At 44.4% G+C, this 20,961-nt stretch carries 17 protein-coding genes; 13 read left to right on the top strand and 4 right to left on the bottom strand.

The window, feature by feature from the left end; genetic code table 11:
- The 4 genes from ICN21_RS04995 to ICN21_RS04980 all read left to right on the top strand — a co-directional run.
- Window positions 1–96 (top strand): IS3 family transposase (locus tag ICN21_RS04995; RefSeq protein WP_216123889.1); only part of this gene is annotated, 96 nt, incomplete at its 5' end.
- 93 nt (window positions 97–189) lie between these two features.
- Window positions 190–615: a PAS domain S-box protein gene (locus tag ICN21_RS04990; protein ID WP_216177105.1), complete on the top strand. Its 426-nt coding sequence runs from the start codon at window positions 190–192 to the stop codon at window positions 613–615.
- Between the two features lie 274 nt (window positions 616–889).
- A complete protein-coding gene (locus ICN21_RS04985; protein WP_216177103.1) occupies window positions 890–1,348 on the top strand; it encodes a (2Fe-2S)-binding protein in 459 nt (152 codons plus the stop codon).
- Window positions 1,349–1,379: 31 nt separating this feature from the next.
- The gene (locus ICN21_RS04980) at window positions 1,380–3,620 is read left to right on the top strand and encodes a xanthine dehydrogenase family protein molybdopterin-binding subunit (RefSeq protein ID WP_216177101.1); all 2,241 of its coding nucleotides are present in this window, start codon (window positions 1,380–1,382) and stop codon (window positions 3,618–3,620) included.
- Window positions 3,621–3,803: 183 nt separating this feature from the next.
- Here the strand turns inward: ICN21_RS04980 and ICN21_RS04975 are convergent, their stop codons facing one another.
- Window positions 3,804–4,298 carry a hypothetical protein gene (locus tag ICN21_RS04975; protein ID WP_216177099.1) on the bottom strand — a complete coding sequence of 165 codons (495 nt, stop codon included), beginning with the start codon at window positions 4,296–4,298 and terminating at the stop codon, window positions 3,804–3,806.
- An 82-nt stretch (window positions 4,299–4,380) separates the two neighbouring features.
- Window positions 4,381–4,746, bottom strand: a complete 366-nt coding sequence (locus ICN21_RS04970) for a hypothetical protein (protein WP_216177097.1) — start codon at window positions 4,744–4,746, stop codon at window positions 4,381–4,383.
- Window positions 4,747–4,949: 203 nt separating this feature from the next.
- Between ICN21_RS04970 and ICN21_RS04965 the strand changes: the two genes are divergently transcribed.
- The 3 genes from ICN21_RS04965 to ICN21_RS04955 all read left to right on the top strand — a co-directional run bounded on the left by ICN21_RS04965 (window position 4,950) and on the right by ICN21_RS04955 (window position 12,446).
- Window positions 4,950–5,300: a helix-turn-helix domain-containing protein gene (locus ICN21_RS04965; protein WP_216177095.1), complete on the top strand. Its 351-nt coding sequence runs from the start codon at window positions 4,950–4,952 to the stop codon at window positions 5,298–5,300.
- 365 nt (window positions 5,301–5,665) lie between these two features.
- Entirely contained in the window at window positions 5,666–11,620 is a 5,955-nt protein-coding gene (locus tag ICN21_RS04960; protein ID WP_216177093.1) for an ESPR-type extended signal peptide-containing protein, read from the top strand.
- 13 nt (window positions 11,621–11,633) lie between these two features.
- A complete protein-coding gene (locus ICN21_RS04955) occupies window positions 11,634–12,446 on the top strand; it encodes a peptidylprolyl isomerase (protein WP_216177091.1) in 813 nt (270 codons plus the stop codon).
- 104 nt (window positions 12,447–12,550) lie between these two features.
- On the opposite strand, the gene ICN21_RS04950 is transcribed toward ICN21_RS04955, so the two are convergent.
- On the bottom strand, window positions 12,551–13,585 hold the full coding sequence (locus tag ICN21_RS04950; RefSeq protein WP_216177089.1) for a TRAP transporter substrate-binding protein: 1,035 nt from the start codon (window positions 13,583–13,585) through the stop codon (window positions 12,551–12,553).
- 73 nt (window positions 13,586–13,658) lie between these two features.
- Window positions 13,659–14,813, bottom strand: coding sequence for a beta-propeller fold lactonase family protein (locus ICN21_RS04945; RefSeq protein ID WP_216177087.1), 1,155 nt, complete (start codon window positions 14,811–14,813; stop codon window positions 13,659–13,661).
- A gap of 189 nt (window positions 14,814–15,002) precedes the next feature.
- On the opposite strand from ICN21_RS04945, the gene ICN21_RS04940 reads away from it, so the two are divergent.
- The 6 genes from ICN21_RS04940 (at window position 15,003) to ICN21_RS04915 (ending at window position 20,961) form a co-directional block, all read left to right on the top strand.
- Complete coding sequence (locus ICN21_RS04940) at window positions 15,003–15,683, top strand: GntR family transcriptional regulator (protein ID WP_216177085.1); 681 nt, start codon at window positions 15,003–15,005, stop codon at window positions 15,681–15,683.
- A gap of 91 nt (window positions 15,684–15,774) precedes the next feature.
- Window positions 15,775–16,755, top strand: coding sequence for a tripartite tricarboxylate transporter substrate binding protein (locus ICN21_RS04935; protein WP_255534208.1), 981 nt, complete (start codon window positions 15,775–15,777; stop codon window positions 16,753–16,755).
- A gap of 24 nt (window positions 16,756–16,779) precedes the next feature.
- Window positions 16,780–17,922: a mandelate racemase/muconate lactonizing enzyme family protein gene (locus tag ICN21_RS04930; RefSeq protein ID WP_216177083.1), complete on the top strand. Its 1,143-nt coding sequence runs from the start codon at window positions 16,780–16,782 to the stop codon at window positions 17,920–17,922.
- Between the two features lie 9 nt (window positions 17,923–17,931).
- Entirely contained in the window at window positions 17,932–18,843 is a 912-nt protein-coding gene (locus ICN21_RS04925; RefSeq protein ID WP_255534207.1) for a fumarylacetoacetate hydrolase family protein, read from the top strand.
- Window positions 18,836–19,807, top strand: a complete 972-nt coding sequence (locus ICN21_RS04920) for an NAD(P)-dependent oxidoreductase (RefSeq protein WP_216177081.1) — start codon at window positions 18,836–18,838, stop codon at window positions 19,805–19,807. Before ICN21_RS04925 ends, ICN21_RS04920 begins: the two co-directional genes overlap by 8 nt.
- Window positions 19,804–20,961: a mandelate racemase/muconate lactonizing enzyme family protein gene (locus ICN21_RS04915; RefSeq protein WP_255534206.1), complete on the top strand. Its 1,158-nt coding sequence runs from the start codon at window positions 19,804–19,806 to the stop codon at window positions 20,959–20,961. The genes ICN21_RS04920 and ICN21_RS04915 overlap by 4 nt, the downstream gene beginning before the upstream one ends.

Genomic DNA, 20,961 nt, shown 5'->3' with positions numbered 1-20,961 from the left:
GAATATATCCACTACTACAACCATGATCGAATCAAGCAAAAACTAAAGGGATTGAGCCCGGTGCAATACCGAACTCAATCCCTTGTGCTAACCTAACTAAACTGTCCAACTACTGGGGGTCAGTTCACTTGGGTGGCTTTTTTATTGGAGTATTCTTAGTAAGAAATGACTTAACAATAGAGATTACGCATGTCAGATGGGATTGATTTCAAAGCACTGGTGAGCCATATTGGCGAGGCTGTGATTATTTCCGATCGAAATGAGAATATCTTGTTCTGGAATGCATCAGCCCAGCGTATTTTTGGCTATAGCCAAACAGAGGCTTTAGGAAAAACACTCAGTATCATTACGCCTGAGCGTTTTAGGGAGCGCCATTCTAAAGGCTATTTTCATACCATGGAAACGGGCAAAACGAAGTATGGCAATACTTTGCTGCGGGTTCCAGCAGTGCATAAAGATGGCAGATCTATTTCAATTGCCTTTTCGGTCACGATGATTTTTGATGATCAGGATCAGCCTATGGCGATTGCAGCCATTATTCGCGATGAAACAGAGCGATTCCAAGAAGAGCGCAAGCTCAAAGAAAAGTTAGCCACCTACGAAAAGCATCAGTAAAACACCAGCGCTACTTTAATTGGCGCTTATAAGACTGCTTTTGGTCTTAGCGCTAGCGAGTTAAATCAAGATCGTTTAATACGAAAGCTATATTTCAGGCCTCAAAGCATTGATTTAGGCATTGTCAATAGGTGCGGGTATTTACTAGTTATGCCCCATCATCTTTATTGTATAAATTGATGTTAATTAGAAAAAACCTAGACTTGATTCTAAGCGACCTAGGAAGACGTGAGGCATTCTGTTTTTTAAAATTTCATCATGGGAAATGAAGCACATGACACAAATTACTTTACTAGTGAATGGAAAGAGTAAATCTATTAATGTAGATGATGACATTCCATTGTTATATGCATTACGTGACGACCTTGGCATGAAGGGCCCCAAATTTGGTTGCGGCTTAGGTCAGTGCGGAGCTTGTACGGTGCAGGTAGATGGGCAGGCGGTAAGGTCCTGCGTTACTCCCGCCAAGAGTGTGAGCGGCAAAAAAATTACCACGCTTGAGGGCTTAGGTAGTACTCAAAAACCCAGCAAACTTCAGCAGGCTTTTATTGATGAGCAGGCAGCACAGTGCGGCTACTGTCTGAATGGCATGATTATGACGGCCTCAGCCTTTTTGGCCAAAAATAAAAGCCCCAGTGATGCGCAGATTACCGAAGCGATGTCTGGTAATTTATGTCGATGTGGTACCCATCAGCGCATTGTTGCAGCCGTGAAGCGCTATTTAGCAGCTTAATTTCCTCAATTCCTTGAGATCAGGTATTTATATGAATACATTTACACGCCGTGAATTTTTAAAGACCAGCACCGCTGGTGTATTGATGGTCAGCTTCTCCTTGAGTGTAGAAGCTGCTCCGACGAATCAGTATGGTTTAAGAGATCCTAAAGAAGTCAGTAGAGAGGCCGTTGACTCTTGGTTAAGTATTGATCAGAACGGTAAGGTCACCATTTTTTCTGGCAAAGTAGATTTAGGAACTGGTGTGAAGACTGCTCTAGCACAAATGGCTGCGGATGAGCTCTATGTTCCATTTGGCAGTATTGAAATGGTGATGGGTGATACAGCCACCACCCCAGATCAATGGATTACGGGCGGTGCGATTTCTATTTCTCAGGGTGGCACTGAATTGCGTCAAGCTGCTGCTAATGCGAGACAAGCTCTGTTAGAGAGAGCTGCTGCTAAATGGCAAATACCCGCTTCAGAATTAATGGTGAGAGATGGCGTTATTTTCCCCATCAGCAATCCAGGTCAAAAGGCGACTTACGGTAGTCTGATTGGTGAAGGATTCAAGATCAAGGTAGACACTAAAGTTCCCTTGAAAAAATATACCGAATATCGGGTTGTGGGTAAATCTATTCCACGCGTTGATATTCCCAGCAAGGTTACCGGCGAATATGTATATATGCATGATTTCAGGTTGCCTGGCATGCTGCATGCTCGTGTTATTCGCCCAGACTCGATTGGCGCTAAGTTAGAAAGCTATGACGACGCATACTTGAAGAACATTAAAGGCTATGTCCAAACAGTCCGCAAAGGCGATTACCTCGCTGTGATATCGACCACAGAGTGGGGCGCTGTCAAGGCGGCTCGCGATCTCAAGGTATCTTGGAAAAAGGGACCCGATTTACCAAAGAAAGAAACTATCTTTCAAGAGTGGCGACAAATGCCGCTTGCAAAGGAAGAGGTGACCCAGAAGGTGGGAGATGTTAATAGCGTGATTGGTTCAGGCGCTAAAAATATCAAAGCTACCTACAATTTTCCTGTGCAGACACACGCCTCAATTGGCCCATCTTGTGCGGTAGCTGATTATCAGAATGGAAAACTGACGGTGTGGAGCGCCTCTCAGGCAACCCATTCAATGCAGCATGAGTTAGCAGTCATTACTGGTTTACCAAAAGATTCAATTCGCCTGATCTATCTAGATGGTTCTGGTTGTTACGGTCGTAATGGGCATGAAGATGCTACTGCCGATGCTGCCTTAGCTGCTATTGCGCTAGGTAAGCCAGTGCGCATGCAGTGGATGCGTCATGATGAAACTGCGCTCGCACCAAAGAGCCCACCAAGAACAATGGACTTTGAAGCCAGTTTGGATAGCAAAGGAAATATTATTGGCTGGAAGAGTGATTTTTATATCGCTCTGAATCACATTGCATTTATGAAGCCTTTAGATTTTCCATTGCTTGCTGCTACCGATACGGGAGTTCCTCGTCCAGGAAATTGGGTAGGCTTCCTCTTTCAAAATACTGGGGCACCCTATGCAGTGCCTAATATTTCAGTTAATACCAAACATATTGCGCAAACTTTCTTAAGATCCTCCCATCTCAGAAGCCCCGGAAGAATTGAGAATAGCTTTGGTAATGAATCTTTTATTGATGAGCTTGCTATCTCTAGTAATGCTGATCCTGCGGAGTATCGCATCAAGAATTTAACGGATCCTAGAGCCATTGCAGTGATTCGTGCGGCGATGAAGTCTTCGGGCTGGCAAAGTCGGGATCCAGCATATAAGTCTAATCAAGGCAGCAATATCGCTAAGGGTCGTGGCATTGCTTATGTGAGATATAACAACGCTATTACCTATGTTGCTACAGTTGCTGATGTAGAGGTTAATCGAGAGACTGGCAAGATTTTGGTGAAGAATTTGTATGTTGCACATGATTGCGGTCAAATCATTAATCCTGATGGTGTGCAAAATCAAATTCAGGGTGGTGCAATACAAACGGTCAGTCGTGTATTAATGGAGGAAGTAAAGTGGAAGGGCAGCGATATTGAGAGTGTTGACTGGGCCTCTTATCCAATTATTCGCTTCAATGAAGTTCCTAAAGTCCATACCGTATTGATTGACCAACCTGGTACACCTTCATGGGGCGCGGGAGAGCAAACCCCAACAACCGTTCCTGCAGCCATTGCTAATGCAGTATTTGATGCAGTAGGTGTGAGACTGAGGACAATTCCATTTACGCCGGAGTCGGTCAAGACCGCTATGAAGGAGCAGTCATCAGCTAAAGCATGAATAAATAGTATTAACCAAATCAATAAACTTATGGTGTAGTAAGGATCCACATGCCAATGACAGATCTAATCAGGATATAGGTTTGTCATTGGAGTAATGACTACTTGCATTGTGATTTAAAACTGATGAAGGTTTACAGAGATCAAAACCCTCGTTACTAGCTATCCGCTGTTAAGGCGATACTTAAAAACCTTTTTTCATCAAATCGCTAATTTCTCGTGCTTGATTTGATAGCTTGACTGCTTCCGCTGCTGAATCTGCTGCTAACCGAGAAGCAATAGCTGCTTCACTCGAGGCTTTGAGTAGTGCTTCTTCAGCATGTTCAGAGGCTGCTGCTGCTGCTGCTGCAGCTGCGGCTGCTGCTGCTCCAGCTGATTCAATAGCCGCTACTGCGGCAGAGACTGCTGCTTTGACAGCGGACTCAACTACAGCCAGAAATGCTATATCTTTGGAGGCGAGTTCTGCAGCATTCATGGCATTTAAAGCGGCGACTCTAGATTGATCAGCTGCCTTTGCAGCTCGCTTTGATGCTTCTGAAGATTGCAAGGTGAGTTCTTTTAGTGATGAGAGTGCCTCTACATAGCTTTTGCTCACCCCTTTGTAGGTATTACGCAGATCATCTAAATCTGCTTGCATTACCTCTAATTTCTTATAAACCTGTTCAAGACTTTGCGTCATTGCGTTCTCCCAGGGGGGGGGCTAAATTTGTGTCGCTCATTATGTATTTTGATGAAATGAATCATAAAAATACAAAACTACCTCATACACTTTTTTGGTCTTTAGTTATAAAAATTTCTTCGATACTATCAGTATAAGCGTTAATGACCGTGATAAATTTTTTAGTCGGTTTAACGTATTTGATCCGTTTATCTAGTAGATCGGGGTAATGCTCGATCCAACCATCATCAATGAAGCGTTGGTAATGAGACCTTACTGCTGTAGACGAGTGGGGCAGGGATGCAAAGAGTTGCTTGATCGTAATATGACCATTGGCATAGTTATGAATCGAGAGTAGCAAAATCAGATCATAGGCAATCAGAGAATTTTCAATGGGAAGATTTTCTTGGACCCATTTTCTCAATCTGAAGATGGACTCAATCAGAAGCGGATGTTTGTCACTGAACATACCTTACTCTAAGGCCAATAACCCTTAATTGATAGTGAAACAAGCTTTTAATTTAAAAGCTTGTTGAAGCATCTTTATATTCTTGCTAATAACTAGAAGCTTTCTGATACTAAGAGTGCTTATTGACGTAATCCCCGTTCAAAGTGATTTTCATTCTTTTGGTGATGATCTGTTATGGGATAGAAAGCATAAGCACACTCCTAATGAAATTAATTCACTTCACACCCATTGCCTGTTTTTTAAATGCGGTTGCCTCCTTGCCTACCAATAGTCCAAGTACCAGATTAGATTGGCTTGAAGAGCAATTATTAAATTACATCTTTCTTGCTACTGCCAGAGGCGAAGGTTTGTTAGTGGGTCAGGTAATTCTAGTAAAACAATTTGGATCGCAAGCCACCTTACATGGTCGCCTAAAGAATTTAGTTAGAAAAGGTTATATACGTCTACTTGAAGATAAAGAGGATGGCCGCAGAAAGCTCGTTCACTTAACGGCCAAAGCAGATAACCACTATGAACAACTATCTAAATGCCTGATTTTGGCACTCAAGAAGTGAGACTTTAAAAACAAACTCACTGACTAGCTCGTTTTCATGATTATTAAATGCATAGAAAATAGTATTCAATTGGAGAGGAATACAGGAGCAGCCAGGTTTTGATGGGCCCCAGCCATTAGCTTTTGGCGGATGTTCATACCAGGGGTGTGTTGAAGTAGCTTGCTAGAGAATTTTCAATCAAAAGCAGATATTTTTTAGTGAATATGCAGGACTCTAAGGCATTAGAGGTTAATTGCTATTGAAAAAAGCCTCTAATTTAAAAGCTTTTTTTAATATCTTTATTTGCTTGTCAATCAATTGAAGTGTTTGGAAAATCATTTTTTTGATCTTTCCGGCACTAAAGCACCGGTTCTTGCCACTTTCAAATGAACCGAATCTACCGCCTCATTTTTAGCAAAGCCAAAGGCTGCTTAGTTGCCGTTGCTGGCATGGTTGACGCTTTGTTAGAAAACATGTGTGCTAGAGGGGAAGCTTCAGTCTTCATTGATGATATGCAGCGCGAAAAGATGATTGCTAGCGTGATTTTTGATGCAAGCAGATTTTTGTATGCCCGCCTGCGATACAAACTCAAAGTAATCAACCTTGCTATCGTACTCGCGTGCTCTACTTTTGCTATTACTGTTTTTGCAGATAATGATTTAACTTTGCAACTTTCCGATCCGAGTTCAACTTCAATTCTTAGTAATATTGATTCCAGAAGCGTAGATGGTGGTGGTACAGATGGACGCTCTGGTATTTACGGACAATTGGGAAGAGCACAGACGATCACCATCACAAGTGGTGTCATTGTTACTGGCGGTTATGGCAATTCAAATGCCAATGGCAGCGATGGCTCTAATTCTGGCGATAACGGTTCAAATGGTAACAATGGTGGTGCTGGCGGTACAGGAGTCTTTTATGTAAATACCGCTTTAGGCACGAGCATCATAATTAATAGTGGTTCTATTCTCCCTGGCCCTAGTTCTGCTGGTAGTAGGGGTGGTTATGGTTATTCCGGCAGTAATGGTAGCGACGGTGAGGATTCGAATTGGGGCGGGGGGGCTACCTCTGGCGGTTATGGTGGTGCTGGCGGTTATGGTGGTGCTGGTGGTGCTGGTGGTGCTGGTGGTCTTGGCGTATATATGTCCACTACTGGCGGAAGTAATACCTTAACCAATAATAGCGGCGGTACGATTAGAGGTGGTACTGGTGGTGATGGTGGTGGTGATTCTGATAACAGTGATAGAGGTAATGGCGGTAATGGCGGCCAGGGTGGTAGGGGCGGTGGCCAGGATAATACTTATATAAATGGTTATGGCGGTGCTGGTGGCGATGGTGGTGCTGGTGGTGCTGGTGGTGTTGGTGGTGCTGGTGGTGCTGGCGTATATATGTCCACTACTAGCGGAATTAACACCTTAACCAATAGCGGTACGATCACAGGCGGTGCTGGTGGTGCTGGCGGTAATGGCGGTGTTGGTGGTTCTGGTGCTAATGGAGGTGACGGTGGTACTAGCGGCTCTATAAGGGATGGTTATGGCGGTAATGGCGGCAATGGCGCTAATGGCGGTAATGGCGGTGTTGGTGGTGCTGGTGGTGCTGGCGTATATATGTCCACTACTAGCGGAAGTAACTCCTTAACCAATAGCGGTTCGATCACAGGCGGCGCTGGTGGCGCTGGTGGCTGGGGTGGTGATCGTGGCTGGGGCGGCAGTAGTGGTTCTGGAAATTGTGATTGGAATGGCTGTGCGTCGGCTGGTAGCGATGGGACCAGTGGTAATGGTGGCGCTGGTGGCACTGGTGGCACTGGTGTATCAATGAATGGCTCCGTGACAACATTTACCAACTCAAGCACCATTACCGGGGGCGCTGGTGGCGCTGGCGGTAATCGTGGCGGCGCTAGTGGTACTTATGGCGACGGTGGTGCTGGTGGTGCTGGTGTCTTAATAAATACTGGCACAGTAGTTACAACGTTCACTAATACGGGCAGCATTACCGGGGGTGCTGGTGGAGCTGCTGGTGGTGTTGGTGCTAATGGCGGTTATGCTGGTGAGGGTATTTACAATGCCGGCACGATTACTACATTAAGTAATACCGGTACGATTTCAGGCATTAACAATGCTAGTACCATCACTACCTTAAAAAATGCGCAGTCATCCTTGGCGTATACCGGAACGCTACCAGCTAACTACAGCATCATTATTAACTCTAGTACGTCCTTTGGTAGTCTGGTGGTGACTAATCCTGGCACAAGCTCAACAGCCTTCAGCATTGATTCAGGCTCAACAGTTAGTGCCACTGGCACCTACCTGAGTGTATTTAGTGGTATCGCTTCAGGAAAAATTACCAATCTTTCGGGGTCCTATAGTGGTTATAACTGGACCCTAGGATTGCATTCCGGTAGTTCTACATTATGGGATTTGGTTTTTGTTACGCCGCCTGGGGCGACTTGCACCGGCGCAGTAGTAGTAGCTAGTGGACAGAACTGTACGGATACAGGTACTTCTGGCGCGACAATTAAGTATGGTGTTCTTAGTCCCACTTCCGTAAGTAACGCAGGCACCATTACTGCCACAGGCGCTGGAGCCCAGACTGGTATGGGTATTTATAACGCCTCAGGCAATACCGTCAGCTCCATTTCTAATACGGGAACTATTAGCGGCACTGGCGGCTTGGCTCCTAAAGGTATTAATAATGCTGGCACGATTACTGCGTTAACTAATACTGGAGTCATTTCAAGTATTAGCAATACTGGCACCATCACCACCATGAACAATGCCCAAGGTGGTGATAGCACTTCTGCATCTAAAACCGCAATTAGTTATAGTGGCGCACTGCCCACCAATTACAACATCATTGTTACTAGTGCAACAAAATATGGTCAACTGAGTCTTTCAAGCGATACAACTAATAATTCAGCCGTGACATTTGGTATTGACTCAAGCTCAACAGTTGCTTTTGGTCGCTACACAAGTGTGTTTAGTGGTACCTCTAGCGGTAAATTTACTAATAGCAGTGGAACCTTCAGTGGCACTGGCGGTCCCATTGGATGGAATTTACAGTTGCAGCCTGGAAGCTCTAGTGTATTGGATCTAATTATTGGCTGCTCTGGCGCCGTGAATATCGCCAGCGGTCAGTCCTGTATCAACGTCTTCTCCTCTAATAGAAAAGGCCTTGATTCTCCAACATCTATTGTCAATGCTGGAACCATTACGGGCTCAGGCGGTGGCTATAGCCTTGGTGTCTATAACAATCTGGCAAGTTCCTTCAACGTAACTTATACCAATTCTGGAACGATTAGCGGCTCTCATAGTACTAGTAATATCGTGAGCGGTATTTATAACACTGGATCGATTTTATCCATTACGAATACGGGAACTATTAGTGGTACTGATACTGATGCCACAAACCGGAGCAATTCCACTGTTGGTATCCGCGTTGTTGGTGGCTACGCTATTGGCACGATCACCAATAGCGGTACGATTTCTGGTACTAGTACGAACAATGCAGGCGTGGGCGTTTATCTCACTGGCGCTATCACTACCCTGACCAATAATTCTGGCGGCACAATTTCTGGCGCTAGTACTAATAGTAAGGGCGAAGGTATTTTTGTTGATAGTGGTCGAACACTAACGACATTAAATAACAACTCAGGTGCTACGATTTTGGGTAGCAGTAATGGCATTGGCGATTCCTCTACCACTGGTGGCACCATCGCTACCTTAAATAATACTGGCACAATTTCGGGTGGCGCTACCGGTACTGGTATTACCAAGACAACGATTACTAGCCTCACGAATAATGTGGGCGGCATTATAGGTAGTTATACAGGCAATCCCAATGCCTCAGGCATTGATACTGCAACCATTGGTACACTGACTAATAGTGGCACGATTGCAGGCTCTACCTACGCAATAGTCAATAGCACCATTACTTCGTTGACTAATAGTGGTACCATCTCAGGCACTTATGGGCTGTCTAATGACACTATTTCCGGTGCTTTGACGAATACTGGAACGATCTCAGCAATTAACAACACCGGCAGCATTGGCTCTGTTGTTAATACCTCAGGCACGATCACAACTTTAAATAATGCGCAGTCAACCTTATCGTATAGAGGCGCACTTCCTACCAACTACAACATCATTATTAATAGCCCGACTAGCTTTGGCTCACTGGTTGTTACAAGCGGTACAGGATCCATGGGTTTTGATATTAATGCTAGCTCAACCGTTGCTGCTGGTACATATCTGAGCGTATTTAATGGCAGCGGTCTGTCTGGAAAGATCACCAATCTTTCGGGCACTTATAGTAGTTACAGCTGGACGCTGGGCCTGCACTCTGGAAGCTCTACTTTGTGGGATTTGGTTGTTGCATCAGGTCCGGGCAATATTACTTCCCCTACTAGTAATTTATCCAATTTAGGCACTAGCTTTACTACCACTTTTGATGGCGGTAAGTTAGTCGTTGACTCTGATGGCGCAAGTGCTACGAGCAACTTTACGATTAAGAAAAATTCTTCTGGCGCGATTGATCAGGGTGGTAATAAAACCTCGACCTTCTCAGGCGTCTTTGCAGATGATGCTGGTGGTGGTACGGCTAGTAAGCTCACCATCACCAATAGTGGTGTAGGTAGTGGGGCAACTAATGGTGTAGTCACCCTGTCTGGTGTCAATACTTATACCGGTGGCACTAAAGTGGAAGCTGGCGCCACTCTGGCCATTACTAATAAAGATGCCATTGGTACAGGCGCACTTGAGTTGGTTGGTACCTCAACCGTATCGGCAAACTTTAAAGCCTTAAGTACAATGACCATTAGCAATGCGATTACCGTACAAGGTGATCCGACTTTTACTGCAGCGCCGGGGACTACGCTGACCATTAGTAGTCCCATTACTGATGGCGCTGGCGCAGGTGATGTTGTGATTGGCGGTACCGGTGGTGGTGGTACGGTAGCACTCACCAATATCAATACCTACACTGGTAACACCACAGTTGATGCCGGTAACACTTTAGTTCTCAGTGGCATTGGCTCGATTACCACTTCAGGAACGGACGCTACGATTGGTACTGGAGTCATTAACAACGGTACCTTTAATATTGCTGGCGTAACAGCGAATACTGTCAGTCTTGGCAAAAACTATACCCAGTCTAGTTCTGGTAGCTTGGCAATGAACTGGTATCAAAAGCTCACTATCCCTGGCACTGCCAGTCTAGCCGGCACCTTATCTCTCTTAAATACCAACAATAGCTCTTACGTACTAGGGCGCTATACCTTAATTACTTCTACGGGAGCCCTATCTGGCTCCTTTAGCGCCTTAAACACCGCCAATCTATCTTCAAGCTATCGTTATTCCCTTAGCTACGATGCGAATGATGCATATTTGACCATTGCTGCGGGCGGCCCACCGCTAGACTATACCCAGCAGTCCTTAGTTAATACCGCCCAGGTATTGCAAGGCACCTTTGCTCTGCAAAATAGTATTTTGAACAGCAGTCTAGGCTATGACTGCAATTTGTTTGGTCCTAATGGTGTGTGTATCTCCACTGGTGGTCGCAATACTGCAGTACAAGCCGAAGGCATTAACAACACCAGTGCACTCTTAATTGCTGCTTATAAGGTAATGCCCAAGGTCCGTGTCGGTGCCTATGCTGATCAAAACCTCTCGACCCAAGCTCCGGGTACGGTCAAGTTAGGTAACAACACACCACTACTGGGTATGTTTGCTGCCTGGAATGAGCGTGATGATGGTACTGGCCTAGAAGTTAAAGCATCAGCGTCTTACGGACAAAAAACAGCCACTGTGACGCGTGGTGTAGTGGTCACTTCTGAACCGGGAAGTGGCAGTAGTAACCTGACAACCCAAGGCGCGCAGTTCGTTACCAAGTACGGCTTTGCAGTGACCCCTAAAACCATTGTGACTCCCTATGCAGGTCTGCGCTATAGCCAAAGCAATATGGCTGGCTATACAGAAGGGGCCTCAAGCACTGTGACATCACCTCTGACATACCAAGCACTCAATACTAATGCCACGACCCTGTTAGCCGGAGCCAGTGCAACTCATCAACTTAACCCCAAGACTACGGTGTTTGCTAGTGCTGGCATTGAGAGTGATACTAATACTGCCAATGGTTCTTACTCTGCAAGCAGCTCTAACATTGCAGGTCTTACCCCCATTAACTTTAATCCCACAGCAGTAAACACCAGACCAACAGCTACAGTCGGCGCTTATTACGATCTAGAGAAGAACCAACGCCTGGGCCTGACTGCTGGATATGCTCAAACACCGTTCAAAGCAGTGTCAACCACTAGTGTGATGGCGACTTATACGGTGGGCTTGTAAACAAAGGCTATTGATGAAACTCTTCCTATCCGTAACAGGCCTTATTCTTATCTCTATCGGTAGTGTCGTTTTTGCTCAGTCGGGTTCAGGAGCGGTATTGGCATCTGTTAATGGCAGTAAAATTTATGCTAGCCAGGTCAATGAGATTGTGGGTATCGCAGTTGTTGATGGTGCTAAAGATTCTCCAGAGCTACGTCAAAGTATATTAAATGAAATCATCATTCGCGAAGCCGTTAGCCAAGATGTCAAGAAAACAGGCTTACTAGAAAAAGATAGTAATGCTTTAAAACTCAGGTTAGCCCGAAGTAATACGGTGTTTGAGATTTGGTTTGGCCAATACCTCAAAACCAATCCGATAACCGAGTCTGAAATTAAGGCTGAATATGAACGTCGTCTAGCGTTGAGTAAAGAGCCAAAAAATACCAAGCAGTATGAAGTTGCGCAAATTACAGTCACTTCGGAAGCCGAGGCGGAAGACCTCATTAAGCAGATAAATAATGGCGCAAAGTTTGAGACTTTAGCTAAAGAAAGATCGCTTGATAAGGCTTCTGGCGCTCAGGGTGGTGTAGTTGGATGGGTGTTTCCTTATCAGTTAACCCCTCCCATTAATGACATGATTCTGATGTTGGCTAAAGGTAAAGTGATCCCAAATCCAGTAAAGGCAAATAATGCATGGAATATTATTAAGCTAAACGATGTAAGACCTTTTGTATTGCCTGATTTTGATCAACTGAAAAATAATATTGGCCAAGAGTTATTACAACAACGTCGTAACGTTGCAATTAACACATTACTAAAAGAATCTAAAGTATCTAAAGGCAATTAACTCTCCGACATTCATGTTCAAAAGTATTGCCAATCCTTATTAACGGCTACTTTAGTGCTAACTGATCTGATTGAGCTGCTAATAAATTAGAGTTTGGAGTCTATTCATAACTTTCCAACAGATTGTTCTAATAGGTTCCAACCCGTTTTTCCAAAATGCTCGCGCCATCTTCCATAGAAGCCATCGCCTAGCTTATCTTTAAAGCTTTGGATATTGGCTTGATTGAATTTTTGACCGCGCTCTGTAAGGGTGACCTCAAGTTGCTTGTTTAAATTATTGGTATAGGTTCTTTGTAGGGCTACATATTTTTTGACATTCCTGAGAACTACTTCTTGAACGTCACCTGGCAGCGATTTCCAGAATTTCTGATTAGCCAAGAGATTAAATCCAGACCACATGTGATTTGTAATAGATTGATTGTTGCTGACCTCATACAGCTTATTGACTTCAGTGATGACGAGAGGATTTTCCTGTCCATCAACCTTACGAGCCTTCATTGATTCATAGAGTTCTCGAATATTTACGGTGACAGGTGTTGCCCCAAGAGAGCTAAATAGATCGCGAAACATTTCGCCATCGGGAACTCTAATGCGCATTCCAGATAAATCGGCTGGAGTATAGATCGCCTTATCAATCATTCCAATTTGCCTAAATCCATTCTCTAGTAGCCCGTATTGAAATCGATAGATTCCTTTGGCTGTACATTCTTTTGCGATGTATTCACCTAGGGAGCCGTCATTAGCAGCATAGACCTGAGCGTTATTTTGGAAAGCGAAGGGGATGCCTTGGATCTCTGCAATGGGCACTACTTTTCCCAAGATTCCGCCCATGAGGGTAAAGAACTCAAGATCTCCACGCTGCAGCATATCTAAGGCCTGAGGGTCTGATCCTGGAATCTGATTGTTCTGGGCATAAACCGTAATTTGTAATTGCCCATTAGTTTCACGAGCGACAGCAGACCACATATCCACCAAAAAAGAATGTTGGTGGCTGATTGCAGGTTGATTATGGTACTGCGAGCCTACCCATTTTGCCCCTTGAGAGTACGCGGGTTGGCTAATACTACTCACAGCCGAGGCGCCTATCAGGCTAGCCCCATATTGTAAAAATTGACGTTTTCTATTGTTTATCACTTTCATGATGTCACCTTTAGTCTTATGAAAATACCGCCCGCAGGCGGTATTTAGTCTTTCAAGAAAAGAATTCTGAAGCTTATTTCGTTTTTACAAAAGTGACCCAGTTCGCCCCTTTACCTCCAGGAACTCTCTCGATTAGAGCGAGCTCGCCTGAAGATTGGTTAATAGAGTAAAGGGAAACCTTGTCAGATTTCTGGCCTGTAGCAACCAAAAATTGCCCGCTCGGATCAACATTAAATCCTCTAGGCATTTCCTCTGTCTGGGTGGTAAATAGATACTTTACTTTGCCAGTTTGGGTGTCCACTTCAAAGCCGCTTAAAGTGCTTTTTGTTCTTTCTGATGTGTAAAGAAATTTGCCGTTAGGCGTCAGTTTAATTTCGGCACAGAAGATCATATTAGAGTCATCAAAAGCAGTGGCTTCTGGGGATCCGGTAGGAGGTCTTGGTCTACCTGGCACTAACTTGCTATCACTTGGCAGGCTGGATACAGCCTGAATTTGAGTTAAGGCTCCTGTCTTGATATCTCTAGAGAAAACAATTACTTCACCAGTCATCTCAGTAATGACATAAGCGAATTTATTATCCGCCGAAATGACGATATGTCTTGGCCCCTGTTGTTTTTGAAGTGCTACTGAGCTGGCTGTCTCTGATAAGGGCTTTGCTTGAGAGGCATTAAAGGTATGAATTTTGATCTCATCGGTACCTAGTTGTGGAACATAAACAAACTTATTGGACTGATCAAATACGATCGCATGCGGATTCTTTCCACCACTTGGGAAGGCCTCAGCTGGAACGGGGTTGACGTAACCATTTGCTTGAATTTGGTTAACGCTATTGTTGTGGCCTCCAAAAGAGGTAGCCAATAACCATTTGCCGGTTTTATCAGTCGAGACGCTAACCATGCTGTCGGGCAATGGGATTGCACCAGTCCATTTCAGCTGTCCATTGGCTTGATCAATTTGATACATGTATAAAGAAAAGGGCTTGGAGCGCACAGAGGCATACAAATTTTTATTATCTGGTGTCACCGCCATTGGCATCACAAATTTTCCAGCGGGGAAACGACCGACTGAAGTCAAGTGGGGACTTGCCCCAGTCGTGAGTTCATATGCTGTGATGTCAGCATCCTCAATATTGGAAATGTAAACATAAGTTGCGCAATAAGCGCTGGTTGTCGCTACTAAACTTGTTGTTGCAAGCGCCAGATTTCTGAAGATTGTTTTTTTATTCATGTTGTCTCCCATTTATTTTTTTAGCTATTTGATATTAGATGTTGTAGCAGTATTTTGTATTGGTATCTTCCCTGTTTTAGTTCTGGGTTTATGCTAACCCTTTTGGATGTTTTTAGTGGATTACTTTAAATAACGTTGAGATTTTGATTTATATTAACCCTTACCTCTATTTCTTTGAAAAAATCCCTCATGCCAAGTAAATCAAAGGGTGGCCTTAAGTTAATCAACAAAGATACTCTTTGGGATAAGGCTTATTTGTCTTTACGAAGTGCATTGTTAGCTGGTAAGTTTGTTCCTGGAGAGCGCATCATTTTGAGAAAGGTGGCTCAGGATCTCGGTATTAGTCTTACGCCTGTTCGTGATGCCGTGAATCGCTTGGCTGCTGAAAATGTACTTGAAAGAGGTGGGGTTGGCCAAGGTGGGGGTGCATCAGTACCCCTCTTGAATGCTAATGAGTTTGATCAACTGATGTCGATACGCAGTAGCTTAGAGCCCTTGGCAGCTGAAGCAGCTGCAAAAAATGCAAGCAAAGCTGAAATCGCTGAAATTTCAAAACTATTGACTCAAATGAGAGATTTGGCTGAAACCGGAAATCTAGCCTCTTATTTGGATGCTCACTACAAGTTTCATTTTGGGATTTATAAGTTAGCCAAGCAATCTATCCTTTTGCAGGCAATCGAAGGCGCTTGGCTGCGCTGTGGGCCTACCTTAAATCTTGCGCTACCGGAGTATAAGCCCGGTCAAAAAAGACACAAACATCATTTGGCTGCTCTAAATGCGCTAAAAAAGGGTGATGGTGTTGGGGTTGCCCAAGCTATTCGTGCTGATATTGATAGTGCTCGACTGGATATCTGTAATTTGCTAGATTAGTTCCGTTGTTTAAATAAGGGTTAATAGTGTTTTCCCCTCATGAATGTTATTTGTTATAACATTGACATATTGCGAAGCGAAAGGAGTGAATATGAAGGTATTTAAAACCGTTTTCAGTGCAATGGTGGCATCTACTTTGGGTGTTTTTGCAGCTTTTGGATCTGCCATGGCTGCTGATTTCCCGGCTAGGGAGATAAAGTTAGTAGTGCCCTGGAATGTTGGGGGTTCAAACGATATTTCTGCCCGACTGATTTCAAAAATTATGGCTGATGAGGGAATCACAGTAGTCGTGGACAACGTTGCCGGTGCAACTGGCACTATCGGCATGACTAAAGTTGCTAATGCAGAACCTGATGGCTACACCATCGGCATGGGCACTAGCTCTACGATGGCAATGATTGCGCAGGGCTTAACGCCGCTGAAAAACGAGCAATTTTCACCAATAGCGCGAGTGACCACAGATCAATTGCTACTGCTTGTTCCTAAAGATAGCCCAACTAAAGACTTGAATAGTTTTGAGGCAATGGTTAAAAAGAAACCGGGGAAGATATCGATTGGCACACCTGGTAGTAATAATTTAAATCATATATTTGCAGTGATGACGGGAAATGTTGTCAACTCAGAAATTATTACCGTTCCCTATACCGGTGGCGCTAAAGTCATTATTGATTTAGCTGGCAAACAACTAGATGCAGCAGTATTAAAACCGTCTGAAAGTAAAGCGCAGATTGACTCCAATATGGTGATGCCTTTAGGTGTATTTGCAAATGAGCGAATTAAATCAATGCCCAATGTTCCTACCTTTAAGGAGAAGGGTTATAACGTTTTTCCATATGGACCATTAGTGCAAATGGCATATCTTGTAGCTCCTGCAAAGACTCCACCAGAAATTCAAGAAAAATTAATTGCTATTTTTAATAAGGCGATTCAGGATCCCCGTTTTAAGGCGGCATCTGAAGATGGTGGTGCGCGAGTCGACAGCCTTACTGGGAAAGCTTTGGGCGCTGAAATTACTGCCGTGACAAATACTTTGGCTGAAGTTGGAAAAAAAGTATTTTCTGAAAAAAAATAATGATCTGAAATTGAAAGAAGCTTGATGAGTCAAATTAAAAAAGTAAGCTGTCATGTTGTTTCCGCTCCAGTAGAAAAGCCTTTTACCTCCTCTAGAGGTTGGATTTATAAAACCAGGGGATCGTGCATTGTTGAGATTGAAACAAGCGATGGTATAGTGGGCTGGGGAGAGTGTTATGGGCCGTCTGCTGTATCAAAAGCATTTATTGATACTCAGTTTGGTCCTCGCATTATCGGCAGAGATCCTTTTGACGTCGAAGTGATCTGGGAAGATCTCTATAACCGCATTAAAGATTACGGCACTACCGGTATGGCAATTTCGGCTATTAGCGGAATTGATATTGCCCTATGGGACATTATTGGCAAGTCTTGCGGAAAGCCAATTCATAAGTTAATTGGCGGCTCTTATCGTGATGAGGTAACACCTTATGCTACAGGTCTATATTTTATTGATATGGATCGCTTGATCGAAGAGGCAGTGGAAGAGGCGATTGAATTTAAGCACAATGGCTTTACTGCTATCAAGATGAAAATTGGCTTAGGTGACTTAAAGCTAGATATCAGACGAGTAGAGGCGGTTCGAAAAGCAGTAGGAGATGATATGCGACTCATGGTTGACGCTAATCACTGTTTTACCGTACCCCAAGCCATCAAGATTGGTCGAGAGCTTGAGAAGTTAGATATTGAATGGTTTGAGGAGCCCATCTCTCCTGAGGATTTAGATGGTTATGTCGAAGTTACTCGTGCCCTTGATATGGCTGTAGCGGGGGGTGAAAATGAATTTACCCGTTGGGGATTTAGAGATATTGTTGTACGCAAGGCGATGGATATTGTGCAGCCAGATGTTTGTGCTGCCGGCGGTATCAGTGAGTGTCGCAAGATTGCAACCCTTGCGAGTGCGCATGGAGTGGAGTGCGTTCCGCATGCCTGGGGATCGGTGATTGGGGTGGCTGCCACTTTACATTTCTTGGCAGCGCTTCCAGATCAGCCCCCTAGCTTTAAAGGCAACCCGCCATTATTCGAGTTTGAGCAATGTGAAAATCCATTCCGTGATCTATTATCAGTTGATCCTATTGTTCAGCACAATGGCAAGGTAAGCGTACCTAAGGGCCCGGGTCTTGGTATTGAAATCAATCGTCATATTCTTGATCAATATCGAGTAGCCTAGGCCCCTGTTATGCGTTACTTAACATTTATAGCAAATGGTCAAGCACCCAAAGTAGGTGTTCTGCTGAAGGACTCTTTGCGTGTTCTTGATCTTTCACATGCAAGTTGCAGTGACATTGTGGGGGGAGTCAGCCTTAGTTTGCTCGAGATGGTCAAGGCAGGCTTGCCATCGATCACCAAGAAAATCACTAACAAAATTGAGAGTGGTCGGTATGACCAGGATGCCGTGGTGAATATGGATTCCATTTCGATATGCTCTCCAATTCCTAACCCAGGAAAGATTGTTGGTGCCGCATATAACTTTACCGATGCATTAGATGAGCGTTCAATGCCTTATCCAACTGAGCCTGTTATTTTCATTCGCTCTGGAAATACCGTTATAGGACCCAATGATCCCATCTTGATTCCGCCGGATGTTGGTAACGTAGGTTACGAAGCGGAGTTGGCCGTCATTATTGGTAAACGGGCTTTGTTCATAGAGCCAAAAGATGCGATGGCTTGTGTGGTGGGTTATACAGTACATAACGATATCAGCGGTAGTGGCATGATCAAGCAAGATAACGGTAACTTTGTTAGGGGTAAGAATATGCCCGCTTCTGCTCCTTTTGGACCCTTTCTAGTTACGGCTGATGAGGTAACAAATCCTTATGGTATTCAAATTAAATTGGATGTGGATGGTAGGTTGTTACAGAATGGAACAACCGGCACGATGCTTTTCAAAATCGCAGAATTAATTTCTTATATTTCTAAGCAAATGCCACTAGAGCCTGGGGATATCATCGCAACAGGAACTCCAGCAGGATTGGCGATGGTGCATCAGCCAACTGCATGGCTTGAACCTGGGCAAACTGTCCATATAGAGCTTGAGGGCTTAGGAGCACTAAATAATCCAATTAAAAAGGGAGTGCCATTTCTTGAGTAAAAGATTTAAGGTTCTTTTAACCAACCCAATACATCCTGAGTGCCATCAGTCGCTCATCCAAGAATGTGATGTAGTCGTGGCTCCAGACGCAAAGCCCGAGACATTAAAAGGGCTGATATTGGAGTGTGATGGCTTAATTGTTCGTTGTCAGTTACCTCAAGATATTTTTGATCATGCGCAGCAACTAAAAGTAGTAGTGCGCCATGGCGTAGGATTAGATTTCATTCCAGTTGATGCCGCCACTAAGAAAGGAATACTGGTTGCCAACTTGCCAGGTTCCAATACAAATGCGGTTGTTGAGTATTGCCTGGCCGTCATTTTTCATTTCCGTCGTCGCCTAGATTTCATTGATTCCCAGTTACGTAGTCAGGGATGGGCAAAAGCGCGTCCGCTAGCAGATCCTTCAACCGAGATAGCGAATACAACCTTAGGAATTATTGGCTTTGGGGCTATAGGTAGCAAATTAGCAAATGCAGCAACTAGTTTACAAATGAAAACCATTGCACTTACTAGACGACCAGAGGCGCTACCAAGTGAAGTTCGCTCAGCTACAAAAGCGGAGCTATTTTCTCAATCGGACGTGATAGTAGTCTGCTGCCCCTTAAATGAAGAAACGCGTGGACTGGTGGATCAAACTTCAATTTCTATGATGAAGTCTAATGCTATCCTAATTAACATTGCTCGTGGTCCAGTGGTGGATACGCAGGCGATCATCAATGCACTCAGAACGAATGCAATTGCGGGTGCGGCGATGGATGTACATGATCAGCAGCCCCTGTCTGGAGAGGAGGCTGTCTTTGATTGTCCAAATTTATTGCTCACTCCCCATATAGCTTCAATTACTGCTAGTAGCATGCGCGGCATGAGCGAGGGCTCTGTTAAGACAATTCTTGCTATTCTGAATGGACATCGTCCCGATAATGTTGTTAACCCAGAAGTATTTCCTTCATTGAGAAAATTATGACAAGTAATCCAATGCGTATCGTTAAGTTAGAGGCTGTACCCATTTCTTTTCCTGTCCCCGAAAATAAGTCTGTGCGACTCGGTATTGGTAAATGTGTAAAACGTGACTCAGTACTTGTTCGCATCGAAACTGAAGATGGCCATATTGGCTGGGGTGAGGCGCATCATGGACGTGCTCCAGGCGCAATTGCTAAGCTGATTGATACAACGATGCGGGAGCTGGTTCTCAATAGTGATGCGATGGATATTAATGGCATCTGGGCCCGAGTTTATAAAATGCAAATCTCTAGCCATGGGATGGGCGCAGCTGCGGTATTGGCCTTGAGTGGTATTGATATTGCACTCTGGGATATACGCGCTCAAATCATGCAACAACCTTTGTATCGGATGTTAGGCGGCGCCTCTAAAAAGATTAAAGTCTATGCAGGTGGCATTGCATTGGGCTGGCAAGAGCCAGCATCCTTGGCTAAGGAGGCGCAAGAGCATGTGGCGACAGGATACCGCGCATTGAAGTTGCGAGTGGGAGATACCGCAGAGAAAGATATTGCAAGAGTCCTGGCTGTTCGTAAAGCGGTAGGCAGTAATATTGATTTACTGGTTGATGCTAATACTAATTACACATTGGCAGATGTACGCAGAGTGATGCCTGTATTTGATGAGGCTGGAGTGAGTTGGTTGGAGGAACCATTTCCGCCGCAGGACAGAAAAGCCTATCGCATGGCGCGTAGTTTAGGTCGAGTCCCATTTGCGGCTGGAGAAAATCACTACACCCGCTACGATTTCTCAACGCTATTGGACGATGGCGACGTGCAGTTTATTCAACCGGATTTATCAAAAACGGGCGGTGTGACTGAGTCCATGAGAATTGCCGCTATGGCGAGTGCTAACAAATTAACCATTAATCCCCATACTTCTGCTACCGCAATCAATATGGGGACGACCATTCATTTTCTATCCGCTATTGATAATCCTGGATATTTTGAGGGAGACGTCACTTCACTAAACCCCTTTAGAGATGAGATGATGGATAAAGCTGCCTATGAGCTTGATTCAGAGGGATATGTGAAGCCATATGAGGGCATAGGAATCGGGATGAAGATAAACCTAGATTTTGTAAAAGATCACCCATTAATTGATGGGCCTTGCTACATTTGA

It is taken from the genome of Polynucleobacter sp. AP-Feld-500C-C5, assembly GCF_018882265.1.
Taxonomy (GTDB): Bacteria; Pseudomonadota; Gammaproteobacteria; order Burkholderiales; family Burkholderiaceae; genus Polynucleobacter.
This window is presented reverse-complemented; position numbering and strand designations above follow the sequence as displayed.

Coding starts and splice junctions, on each gene's coding strand:
- ICN21_RS04990 (WP_216177105.1), top strand. CDS start 190: ATGTCAGATGGGATTGATTTCAAAGCACTGGTGAGCCATATTGGCGAG.
- ICN21_RS04985 (WP_216177103.1), top strand. CDS start 890: ATGACACAAATTACTTTACTAGTGAATGGAAAGAGTAAATCTATTAAT.
- ICN21_RS04980 (WP_216177101.1), top strand. CDS start 1,380: ATGAATACATTTACACGCCGTGAATTTTTAAAGACCAGCACCGCTGGT.
- ICN21_RS04975 (WP_216177099.1), bottom strand. CDS start 4,298: ATGACGCAAAGTCTTGAACAGGTTTATAAGAAATTAGAGGTAATGCAA.
- ICN21_RS04970 (WP_216177097.1), bottom strand. CDS start 4,746: ATGTTCAGTGACAAACATCCGCTTCTGATTGAGTCCATCTTCAGATTG.
- ICN21_RS04965 (WP_216177095.1), top strand. CDS start 4,950: ATGAAATTAATTCACTTCACACCCATTGCCTGTTTTTTAAATGCGGTT.
- ICN21_RS04960 (WP_216177093.1), top strand. CDS start 5,666: ATGAACCGAATCTACCGCCTCATTTTTAGCAAAGCCAAAGGCTGCTTA.
- ICN21_RS04955 (WP_216177091.1), top strand. CDS start 11,634: ATGAAACTCTTCCTATCCGTAACAGGCCTTATTCTTATCTCTATCGGT.
- ICN21_RS04950 (WP_216177089.1), bottom strand. CDS start 13,585: ATGAAAGTGATAAACAATAGAAAACGTCAATTTTTACAATATGGGGCT.
- ICN21_RS04945 (WP_216177087.1), bottom strand. CDS start 14,813: ATGAATAAAAAAACAATCTTCAGAAATCTGGCGCTTGCAACAACAAGT.
- ICN21_RS04940 (WP_216177085.1), top strand. CDS start 15,003: ATGCCAAGTAAATCAAAGGGTGGCCTTAAGTTAATCAACAAAGATACT.
- ICN21_RS04935 (WP_255534208.1), top strand. CDS start 15,775: ATGAAGGTATTTAAAACCGTTTTCAGTGCAATGGTGGCATCTACTTTG.
- ICN21_RS04930 (WP_216177083.1), top strand. CDS start 16,780: ATGAGTCAAATTAAAAAAGTAAGCTGTCATGTTGTTTCCGCTCCAGTA.
- ICN21_RS04925 (WP_255534207.1), top strand. CDS start 17,932: ATGCGTTACTTAACATTTATAGCAAATGGTCAAGCACCCAAAGTAGGT.
- ICN21_RS04915 (WP_255534206.1), top strand. CDS start 19,804: ATGACAAGTAATCCAATGCGTATCGTTAAGTTAGAGGCTGTACCCATT.